Raw genomic sequence first — 10,869 nt, 5'->3', positions numbered from 1 at the left:
TATTATTTCTTCTTTTTCAGGTCATTGTAAATGCCGGCCATTGTGGCGTGCCAGCCTATAATTTTTTTGTCTTCGCTTGCCGTGTATAAAAAGTCGCCATCATTGCTGTAAGCCAGCTCATACACCCACTTTGCATGGCTCCTGAGGGTAATTATATCCGCAGTGCTGCGCGATTGCATCAGCGATGCTACATCTATCAGCTTAACCGTTTGGTCGCTGCTGGCAGTTGCCAGTTGTATGCCGCCATTACCCGGCCTAAACTGTATATCATTGATAGCCGATGTATGCAGGTTAAAGCTCGCTTCTTTAGCATCGGGTTTTATCCGTTTAATCCAAAGATCGCCACCGTAGGTACCTGCAGCAATGTAACTGTTGGCAGCGTCGGTAGCTACACATAAAACTTTTGAGCGTGTATTGTACGTGGCTACAGGATTACCCGGTACATCGGCCAAAGCTTTAAACTGCTGTATATTATTACCGGCACCTAAATAAATGCCTGCAGATGTTGATACAACATCAGTATAGTTATTACCGGGGGTAAATTTATTTAAGCTGAGCAAGCCATTGTTTATAGTGTAGTTGCCTATACCTTTACCGGTAACTATCAGCACTTTATCATTGGCAACCAGTGCCGATTTTGCAATACCCTCAACCGCCGCGCGTGAAATTTCTTTAATGGTGTTGCCGGCTACCTGTAATACTATGGCATTACCCCCGGCAGTAATGGCCACCACGTTTTGGGTACCGGGTACAGACGCTATTACCCGTACATCCTGGCTTAAATTGTAGCTGGTAATTGCTTGCAGGGTGCCATTGTTCTCACCCAGCAAATACAACCAGCCCGACTCATCTGCCGACAGCATTTGCCCGCTTTGCGGCAACGCCAGTATATTACGCACCGAAGCTTTATGCACGGTAAACTGGTTTTTATTATTAATACCGGCAACCCAGTTATAGTGCAATGCCGAGTAAATATCGTTGCTTTGCTGCGGCCCGTTGTTATCGGCATTCAGCTTGTACGCTGCCAGTGCCTGGCGCTCGCTTTCTTCCCTTTTGTTATCGTTAAGCAACATCATGGCCTCATAGGCCTGGTTGCGTGACTCGGCCAGGTCGCGCAGGCGCGTTGATATTTGCTTTTGCTCAAGCGCCAGCTTTTCGTTAGCTACCGCCTTGCCGGTTTGCGTTTCGGCAATACCTTGTTGCTGTTTGGCCAGTTTGGCATTCATCTCGGCAACCAACTTCTGGCGTTCGGCATACGCTTTTTGCTGCTCGGCCAGTGTTTTCTGCACCAGCGCGTTCTTCTCGCTTATTTCTGATTTCTTTTTGGCACCTTCGGCAATACCTTTTTGTTCAAGCGCCTGTTCCCTGCTCAATAGCGCCTGCTCTTTACTTAACTCGGCATTGCGCTGCTGGGCTAGCGCAATTTTACGCTGGGCAATAGCCTCTTTGCTTTTCTTTTCTGCAATTTTAGATTGCCGGGTAGCCAGGTTCTTCAGTTCTAACGAGTATACCGCTAAAGCGACAGCAGCCAGTGCTATTACAGAAATTACGGCGGCAATTCGCCTGGTACGGCGCAACCGTTGTTTCTGCAAACGTTCTTTTTCGGCCAGCTCATATTCGTGCTGCTGCTTGCTTTTTTCAAGGAAGGCCATTGCCTGCTCAAACTGGTTGTTATGGCCGGCCGCCCAAACAGCGTTGGGCTGGTTTTCCTCTTTCCAGCGCCAGGTTAGCTGCAGTTCCGGGTCGCGCAGTAAACTGCCTTTTCCTATGTCGTACATATGTGCAGCGTCGCACAGGCGCAGGTATATCTGGGATGACTGGTTCTCTTCGTCAACCCAGGCAATGAGCCGCTCCCACACACGCATCAAGCTCTCGTGCGATATATCTATGATCGAATCGGCGGTCAGTTCAATTCCGGAAGGTGGCATTAAAAAGCCACGGCCTTTTTTGCGGAATATCTCCACTATATCTATCACTTCCTGGTGGCTTGCGTTAGCCAGTTTACTTATTTCCGACAGTTTGCGCGGCCGGCGTATACCGGTAACGTTGTAGCCCTGGTCGGTAATGCCCTTAAACATTATCTCGCATATTTCGCGCTGGCGATCAGTAGTCAGTTCGGCGTAAGCTTCTTCTGCATGTTGCGACAGCGCGCGCGCCATGGTGCCTATCTCTTCGTAGTTAACGGTATCAAGCGGATCAGGATCATTTGATGTGCCGTTTTTTACCTGCCAATTTTCCCAGGTGCGCATTAGGGCATGCTGTAATATAGGCAGTTGATCGGGGTTGTCGCCCACATCATTAAGCAGCTGGTTAATTAACCGCGGCGACATGGTAGCGCCCCCAACGGCTACCGGCCCTGTGATGGCCTCGCGACGCTCTTCGCGCGTCATGCGCGGAACCAGGTACTGGCCTTCGTTAATAGCTTCGGGCAGCCCCCTGAACTCGGTACACTCGCCCAAAAAGTCCGACCGCATGGTAAATACCACATATATCGGTATCTCTCTTTGCTCGGCGGCTTTTATCAGCAGGTTAATAAAGGCTACCGAATCGCGCCGCCCCTCGGCAGCTTTTTTCTCATAATTGCTAAAGCGGAAAAGCTCTTCAAACTGGTCAACAAGTACCAGCAGGTTCTGCCCTTTTTCAACATGCGCCTGCTTGTAGGTGTCAATTAAGCCAAAATTGCTGCGGCGCAGCGTACTTTCGGTTATAGACGTATATAACGCCCTTTCCTCTTCGCCGGGTATATCATCATACAGCACGTTATTAACCAGCGATGCGGCCATGTTGCCGATAGGATCGTTACCCGGCCTGAAGGAACATATTTTCCATTTAGAGCCCGCGCCCGACATAAAGCCGGCGTGCAACGCGGGTATCAGCCCCGATTTTACAAGCGACGATTTACCGCTGCCCGATGAACCGATAACGCTGAGGAAGCGCACCAAACGTAATTTTTTTAATAACTCGTCTACCTGCTTTTCGCGGCCGAAGAACAAGATGTCCTCATGCTCCTCGAATGCGCGGAGGCCGGGAAACGGATTTAAGAATGTAGTGTCATCTGTCATGGCTTCCATATCTTAAATTTTCGATAATAATTTTTTTAACTGCTCTTCCGGAAAGCCTTGCAATCCGTTAATAACTTCTGCTTCCAGCGTTCTGAACCTTCCCTTTGTAGGGGTTTCCGGCTGCGACAGGAACACAGCCTTCGCGGCAAGCGGTTCGGTACGGCCGTAGCCGCTTATTTTCATAAAATCGCGCATTTTGCTGCGCAGCCATAGTTCATTAGCGTTGCTGTAAAAAATAATGGCAGCCTTGCAGGTCTTTAAATTCTCTATATGGTCTTCCCGTATCTCTGATTCGTCGCCATCAAAAATGGGCAGCACTACTTCGTAACCGTTATCAAACAGGTAATCTTCTAAAGGCTGTATGGCCTCAAGGTCAAGCATATCACAAATAAGGTAAACAACCTTTGCGCCGCCTTCAACTGCAACATCAGTACCGGCCTGGGCTGAGGCTGCAACTTCGGCTTGTTGCTTTTGCGCTTCCTGCTCGCGCTTTTGCTTCATGCGGTTAAGCTTATCTATAACAATGCTCTTAAACTCTTCCAGGTTGCCTTTTATCAGGTCGGCCCCGGCTACGCCGTCGCCCCCTTTATTTAGCTTGTCAACAAAACTTATCTGCCGTTCATCAACAGGCTGGGCGTTTTCCGGCACCCATATCAGGCGGGGTGTGCTATGCGCGGCGCTGTAGGCCGATGCAAGGTCGTTTTGTATTTCTACTATTGATTTTTGAGCGCCCTCCGGCACAATGCCGTAGTTTTCGCCCACCATGTGTATCGTGAGCGACGAATTGTCGAGGTATTGTGCAACACTTTCTTTTAAAGGCAGTGCCATCAGCGGCAACTGCTTATCAGGGTACACCTGGTACCCGTAGCCCTGCAACTCGCGCTTAAGGCTGTCGCGAAACTCCTGCGTATCATAGCTTGATTCGCAAAGGAAAACCTTATCATCTTCAGACTTACCTCCGGCAACTATCGCGGGCACACTGTGTAATGACGCGGCCTGCGGGTTTTCAAGAGTTTCAAGGAAAGCGCAAATATCATGTGCCAGGTCGTCCAGCTTATCCCAATAGGCGGTTTCAACGTGCTGGCCGGTAGTTTGCGAAAGCTCCTTGGTGCGGCCTGTAGATGGGTCGATATTATAAAACTCGTAACCCAGTACGCTTTGTATCTTTTCGGGGTGCAGTTCGGCGCGCACAGGTGTTTTAATGATCTTGAATATACGGGCCTTGTTATTAACATTAAACCCGATATTTTGCTGGCACGAATCGTAAAATTCATTCACCTCGCGCATGCACCACTCAGATTTTACGTAGCGCGGCGTAAGTATGGATAGCATGATGGCCACATTACTAAACTGGTCAACTATCTGCTTATCAAAAATATGGTTGCCCTGCAAGGCAGGGTCGCGCCAAATAACCGGGCGACGGCCAAGTAACTGCGCCAGCCTGATATCCAGCGCACGGTGAAAATCTGATATCCAGCCCTTCTGATTCTCAATCAGGGCCTCATCATCTATATGGGCGTAACTGATAAATATGTCGGTTGCGAACTGCATAGTAATTAACTTCCCTTAATTGAATTTAATAGCGGCAGCAACATAAAAAGGTTAAGATCCTTTTCTTTCTCACTCTCTGTAAGTTTTTCAAAAGGAATTATCTGGTCATGGATCTTCAATATGTCTTTTAAAATAACCCTGTCATGCTTGTCGGCCGGAAGCGGACCGTACTTAAAGTTGAAAACAATTTTTTCGGCACTCCAGCGCTTATGCTCCATTGGCGCAAGGCGCGGGTAAAAGCGCTGCACATTAGCACGGTTAAGCGGCCAGCAACCTATACGTTCAAGCCAGATAACCTTCATGGCTATTTGCCGTGCGGCGTACCTGTTTGAGTCTTTTTTGCGGTGCGATAAAATATTCCACCGCTTTTGAATAGACAATTGCTTTTTAAGCGCATCGTATGATACAAAAGTTTTGTCGGCCAGGTATTTCAGCACAAAGTCTTCAACTATGTTTTCAGTAACCGTATCCCTGTTTTCGGGCAGCGCAATAAGCTCTTTCTCAAGTACATCAATAATAGCCTGGTTGCCATTATCAAAATTAAACTTTTGCTTTAATTCCGACGAAAATTCATACTTAAGCGAATAATAAAAATTTATAATTCTCGATAATCTGTCCGTCAGCACTGATTCCTCTATAAGTGCTTCGCTGGTACAGGTATCGCTTATAAGCCTTAATTGCTGTATATTAAGCTGTTTGCTCAGCACAACGCTCACCCCATCCTCATCTAACAGGTTCATTACATCCGAATCTTCGGGCATGCAAACAATGATGGGGGTTTGCGATAAGTTGAGCGTTTGCGCGTAAAAAAACTGGCGCAAATTGGTAGACGCTGTCAGCAGCGCCGCTTCCGAATCGCCGAACATATAAGCCACCTTTACCTTGCTTATTTTTTCTATGTCTTTTTTTGACCACGTAAAATTGGCGTAAAAACTATCATTCAGCAGCTTTACGGGCACCAGGTTTATATAATCTGCATAGTATGGGTGCTTAAATGCAAACTGGTTAATGGCGGTATCGGCATTCCTGTCCAGCAGGTAAATAGTAAGGTTGGCCATAACCGGCGAGTGGCTGAGTATGATATTCTCTAACAGGAAACTCTGTGCGGCGGCATTAAAGCCTATAATGGCTATTGACTGTTCCTCCTCCTTCTCGGCGTCAACAAAATATTTGTGCGGGGTGTACTGGTCGTATATCTTTTGGGCGGCTAACTCACTCACATTAAACGTTTCCAGATCATAATGCTCATGCTTGTTGTTTATATCCAGGTAGTCCTTTAACACGTTGATGTTATCCGACTGGTTAACGTGGATCATTATTTTTGTAACACGGTCTGCGGCCTTATCATGCAAATAACTTATCAGCGAATTTACAAGCTTCATATTGTGCAGATCATCGGTACCGGCCAGCACGCAGGCTGAGGCACGGCGCACAAGCGCATTCTCAAATTCTTTGGTGACATTTTTTTCTGCAAGTACAATACCGCCGCTTTCCTGTATCTCCGTTATAAAAAGTGCTTCATCCTTTTCAATCACCACCACTTTGTAGCCGTTTTTAAGCAGCTCAAGCGCTATTTTACGACCGATCTGCGTAAGCGAAAATATTACGATGTGATTACGATAAAACAACCTGACGCGCGCAACTACATACGCCTTGCGGAGCTTATGGAAGATAAGCGATACGATACTCAGAATAAGTACCGCGGAGGCCAGGTATTCTGCTATTAAAATATAAACATTATCCGGAACAGGGTCGGGATTTTCTAAAAAGAACATCCCCAATATGGAGTAGAGCACGCCTAAAATGGTGAAATCGGCGCCAAGTTTTTGGTAAAACCCGATGATGCCGCACACAAAAACTACCACAACGGCCAATACTGCAATAAACGGATGGATTTTTAAAGGCTTTTCAGCTTCAGAGCTCATTGCGGGACAACGGGATTAATAATGTTTAAATTAAAGTTAAGGGCAAGCCGGCGGCTTAAATTTCGGGTTGAAAATAGTGAATAAATTTGATAGTGAACGGCTTTACCTTAATCAAATTAACAATTGTGAAATATCGCCTGCACATGTTAACCTATTGTTAATTTAGAAGATGCGATGTAGAGAAAAGGAAATAAAAAAGGCCTGTATAAAACAGGCCTTTCAAATTATTGCTTCAGGCTGGTAGTGTCACCCACCCTGCCCGCCGAGTCTGCCTCAGTTGGCACCGGATCACGTTCAGCTTCACTTAAAGTATCTACATCATTACCGGGACTGGCTTCGGCGCCTGAAGCGCTGTGCGACGTGCCCTGCGGATTGCATGACGTTGCCATTACCGCGGCAAACATACATGCGGCTAATAATATCCTTTTCATGATTAATACCCCCGTTCGTCAAATTGCTCCAACTTGTACAATGGCGAGTGCCGCGTAAGCAAGCCCGCGAAAAAAGACATCATACCCAAAAGTAAATGCGGCACAAATACAAGGTGATAAAAGCCGTATAGTAATGGCGACACCAGGATAATAAATCCGGCAAACATATCGATAGTAAGGTGCAATTGCATGGGTACAGATTTAAACAACCCGAGCTCATGCTTACTGAAAATAGCCATTACCAGTTGCAACGCACCCAATACAACAGGAATAAATACCGGCGCCCCGCCCAAATGTGCAAATCCGAATATCCATGGGGAGAATGTGATTAAGATGCCGCCGACATAATCCAATACGGCATGCGTTTTTGTTGAAATTGCTGCTTTCATAGTATATTGATTTTTAGATGTATCATCAGTAATCATTATACATTTATCGTACCAAAATGGACGCAGAAAGTGAAATTTTGGAGTGCAACTTATCAAGCCAGTAATGGTATCGTTATCATGATGAGCAGGTGCCTTTTAAAAATGGATTTACGGCAATGGCAGTGTGAAGTGAAAAGTGGAACCAATCCCTTCTTCACTCTCGGCCCAAATACGGCCCTGGTGTTGCTTGATGATTTCTGAGCTTAGGTACAAACCTATGCCAAACCCTGAGATATGGCGGTTTTGCGACGATTCAACACGGTAATAACGCTCAAACAGTTTATTGATATCATTACTGCTTATGCCCACACCTGTATCTGTAACGCTTACCTTTACAAAGCCGTCTTCAACCTGCGATCGTACGGTTATGCTGGTACCCTTGTGTGAGTATTTAATGGCGTTGCTGATCAGGTTAGAAACAACCGATCCGATCTTTTCGCGATCGGCAAAAACCTCCGTTGTCGCGCTGTCTGCCAGTTCAATGGTATGCCCCTGGGTGGTCATTCCCAAATCATCCACCGTTTCCTCAAGTAATTTATGCAGATTAAACTGCTGTTTGTCCATTACTATCTTCCCGGCTTCAAGACGGGATATATTCAGAAAGCCGTTAATCAGGCTTGCCATCTTTTTTGCCTGGGCGTTGGCTTTTTCAAGCGCTGTTGGTATATACGGATCTGCCGACGTTTTAAGCTTGTTGCCCACAATCTGTATAATCGCGGTGAGCGATGTTAGGGGCGTTTTAAGTTCGTGGCTGGCTATACCTATAAAACTATCTTTTTGGGCCTGCAGCTTTTTGCCCGCCTCCAGCTCTTCCTCCAGCCGCTGTTTTGTTAACAGCAGTTCTGCCTCGCGGGCTTCAAGTTCGCGTCGCGCCATTACCTGCTCGGTAACCTCAATAGTAATGGCTATAACGCCCAGTATGGTACCGTCTATATCGCGGTATGGCTCATAAACAAAGTTTTGGTAAATGGTATCAATCGTGCCGTCGCGCAATAGCTGCACCGGCTGCTCACTGGCATGGTAGGCAACACCGTTATGATAGGCATCAAAAAGCAGTTGTTCAAGCCCCTGCTCGCGGGCCTCAGGCAAACCTTCAAATATGGGTTTGTTCCAAACAGCCTTTACCGGCTTGCCCCACAACTCAATCATTTTTTCGTTGGCTACCTCAACCACATAATCAGGCCCCAGTAAAATGCACATGGCAACCGGCGCCTGCAATATCATATTATGCAAATTACGCTCGCTTTGCTCTACTTGCTGCTTGGCCACTACAAGGTCGGTAATTTCGGCAGCGGTATTCATTACGCCGTAAATTTCGCCTGCGGCACTATAAAGCGGCGTAAAGCTGTAGTTAAAATAAAACGGCTGAAGTTTGCCATCAACCACCAGATCTACCCGCTGGTTACGGGCATGAAAGGGTTCGCCGGTGGTAAACACGCGGTCCAGCTGCTCATAAATACCCGTGTCGCGTAGTTCGGGCAGTACCTCGGCGTAGGTGCGTCCAACTATATCACTGCCTTTTCCCCATACATCGATGATAGACTGGTTAGCCAGTTCGATGCGCATCTCGCGCCCGATGTAAACGCCTATCGGGAAGGGCGCGCTTTCAACAATGCTGCGTATTTTCTGGTCGCGGCCGGCCAGGTCGTCAACCATCGTTTCAAGGCGGTGCTGACTTTCAACCAATTCTTCATTGGTGGTAACCAATTCCTCGTTGGTAGCCGATAGTTCTTCGTTGGTGGCGGCAAGCTCTTCATTCAACGCCTGCTCAATCATTGATGGCTTATATAAATCTTCCAGTTGCTGTTTAAGCACCTCGTCAATATCCAGGCATGAACCTGCAAAGCCAGTAAAAGCGCCATCGGCTGCGTACCGCGGAACTCCCTGTTCAACCAGCCAACGGTATGCGCCATCGTGCCGGCGCAACCGGTAATGTACCGTAAACTCGGTTTGTGCTTTAAAAGAAGCGCTATAGGTTGAAAAACAGCGTATAACATCCTCCTGGTGTATAGCCTCCGTCCAGCCGTTTTGCAACTCCTGTTCAAGAGGGCGGCCCGTAAATGTAAGCCACCTATTGTTGAATGAATATCTCAGCATGTTCGCATCCGCAAGCCACACAAGCGCGGGTGCCTGATCGGCAAGATTAGTGGAGTGCGTTTGTGTTGCGGATTTACCAGGATTATCAGCCATAGTACTAAATAACAAATAAATCAATTGCAGGTTTGGGTAAAATGCGTTAGCTGTTAAGATACCTCTCAACAGTGGAGCAAAACCCGTTTATGTCAAAGGGCTTTTTTATAAAGCCGTCCGCCCCCGCCGCATGGGCGATATCTTCTAACCGGGGATGCGTTGATATTAATAAAACCGGGATACCGGCCGTTGAATTATCAGCTTTTACCCTGCGGCACCACTCGCTTCCCGACTCACCATTATCAAGCCATTCATCCAATATAATTATATCGGGCTGTAACTCATGTATCCTGCTTAACACGGCGCCGGTTGCAGAAGATATTACATGATAACCCTTGTCTTCAAGGATATAAATTAAGATGTCGAGCGTATCCCGGTCGTTTTCAACTAAGAGTACTTTCTTTATCATCGTTTTAATTAGGGTACCGCAAAAATAGCATGAATTAACAATCAGCACAACGTGTTTTTCAGAGATTTAAGGAAAGTATGTCTCATAAGCAAACAGGAGAAAAAAGTTAAAATTCAAAATTAAAAAGTCAAAAAAGAGCATGACGAACAGAGGTTCATTTAAAAACCGGCATCGGCCCCCCTCTAAATCTTCCCCATGAGGGAAACTTATTAACGCTGCCCTGCAGTCGCAACGGGTCATCACGAGGACGAGGGTCTATTAAAGCAAGTTGCACATGCAGTGGCAAAACAGATTGCTTCGTTTCTCGCAATGATGTTGCGGGCTTGGCAGGGCTTTCAGCCACACGTATGTATATAATAGAGCCTGACGAACAGAGGTTTATTAAAAAAAACCGGCATCGAGCCCCCTCTAAATCTCCCCCAACAGGGGAACTTTTTGAAAGCCCTCCCTTTGGGGGAGGGTTGGGTGGGGCTGTCAGGCGCAGCCGGGAGTTTTCTTTTTGGTACTTTTTCTTTTGCGGAAAAAGAAAAAGTACATCCACTGACGCTGATAATGCACTTTACCGAGCCTAACGAAGTATTGCGTGGATGACAAGCATAAAAGAGATTGCTTCGTTCCTCGCAATGACGTTGCGGCTTGGCAGGGCTTTCAGCCACACGTATGTATATAATAGAGCCTGACGAACAGAGGTTCACAGCAAAAACCGGCATCGGCTGGCACGGGTAGCACTGGCAGTCCTTTAGCATTAACTTTAACAGGGTCAGGCGCAGCCGGGAGCTTTTTCTTTGGTACTTTCTTTTTTGCGGTAAAAAAGAAAGTACATCCACTGGCTTTCGGCAAAGCACTTTACCAAGCCTAACGAAGCACTGACTG

At 46.9% G+C, this 10,869-nt stretch carries 8 protein-coding genes; 1 reads left to right on the top strand and 7 read right to left on the bottom strand.

All coding sequences use genetic code 11. The features are described from left to right. Positions 1 to 2 precede the first annotated feature (2 nt). The 7 genes from DJ568_RS15045 to DJ568_RS15015 all read right to left on the bottom strand — a co-directional run bounded on the left by DJ568_RS15045 (position 3) and on the right by DJ568_RS15015 (position 9,996). Positions 3 to 3,071, bottom strand: coding sequence for a WD40 repeat domain-containing protein (locus tag DJ568_RS15045; protein WP_114006120.1), 3,069 nt, complete (start codon positions 3,069 to 3,071; stop codon positions 3 to 5). A gap of 3 nt (positions 3,072 to 3,074) precedes the next feature. Continuing rightward, on the bottom strand, positions 3,075 to 4,613 hold the full coding sequence (locus DJ568_RS15040) for a TIR domain-containing protein (RefSeq protein WP_114006119.1): 1,539 nt from the start codon (positions 4,611 to 4,613) through the stop codon (positions 3,075 to 3,077). Between the two features lie 5 nt (positions 4,614 to 4,618). Beyond that, entirely contained in the window at positions 4,619 to 6,538 is a 1,920-nt protein-coding gene (locus DJ568_RS15035) for an NAD-binding protein (protein ID WP_114006118.1), read from the bottom strand. 224 nt (positions 6,539 to 6,762) lie between these two features. Beyond that, positions 6,763 to 6,969, bottom strand: coding sequence for a hypothetical protein (locus DJ568_RS15030; protein WP_114006117.1), 207 nt, complete (start codon positions 6,967 to 6,969; stop codon positions 6,763 to 6,765). A 2-nt stretch (positions 6,970 to 6,971) separates the two neighbouring features. Then, positions 6,972 to 7,358 (bottom strand): SPW repeat domain-containing protein, encoded by a 387-nt coding sequence (locus tag DJ568_RS15025; protein WP_147238770.1) that lies wholly within the window; start codon positions 7,356 to 7,358, stop codon positions 6,972 to 6,974. Between the two features lie 147 nt (positions 7,359 to 7,505). Further along, positions 7,506 to 9,587 (bottom strand): PAS domain-containing sensor histidine kinase, encoded by a 2,082-nt coding sequence (locus tag DJ568_RS15020; protein WP_114006115.1) that lies wholly within the window; start codon positions 9,585 to 9,587, stop codon positions 7,506 to 7,508. A gap of 46 nt (positions 9,588 to 9,633) precedes the next feature. After that, the gene (locus tag DJ568_RS15015; protein WP_114006114.1) at positions 9,634 to 9,996 is read right to left on the bottom strand and encodes a response regulator; all 363 of its coding nucleotides are present in this window, start codon (positions 9,994 to 9,996) and stop codon (positions 9,634 to 9,636) included. 435 nt (positions 9,997 to 10,431) lie between these two features. Between DJ568_RS15015 and DJ568_RS17265 the strand changes: the two genes are divergently transcribed. After that, complete coding sequence (locus tag DJ568_RS17265) at positions 10,432 to 10,587, top strand: hypothetical protein (RefSeq protein WP_158534947.1); 156 nt, start codon at positions 10,432 to 10,434, stop codon at positions 10,585 to 10,587. Positions 10,588 to 10,869: the final 282 nt, after the last annotated feature.

It is taken from the genome of Mucilaginibacter hurinus, from assembly GCF_003324525.1.
GTDB classification, from domain to species: domain Bacteria; phylum Bacteroidota; class Bacteroidia; order Sphingobacteriales; family Sphingobacteriaceae; genus Mucilaginibacter; species Mucilaginibacter hurinus.
This window is presented reverse-complemented; position numbering and strand designations above follow the sequence as displayed.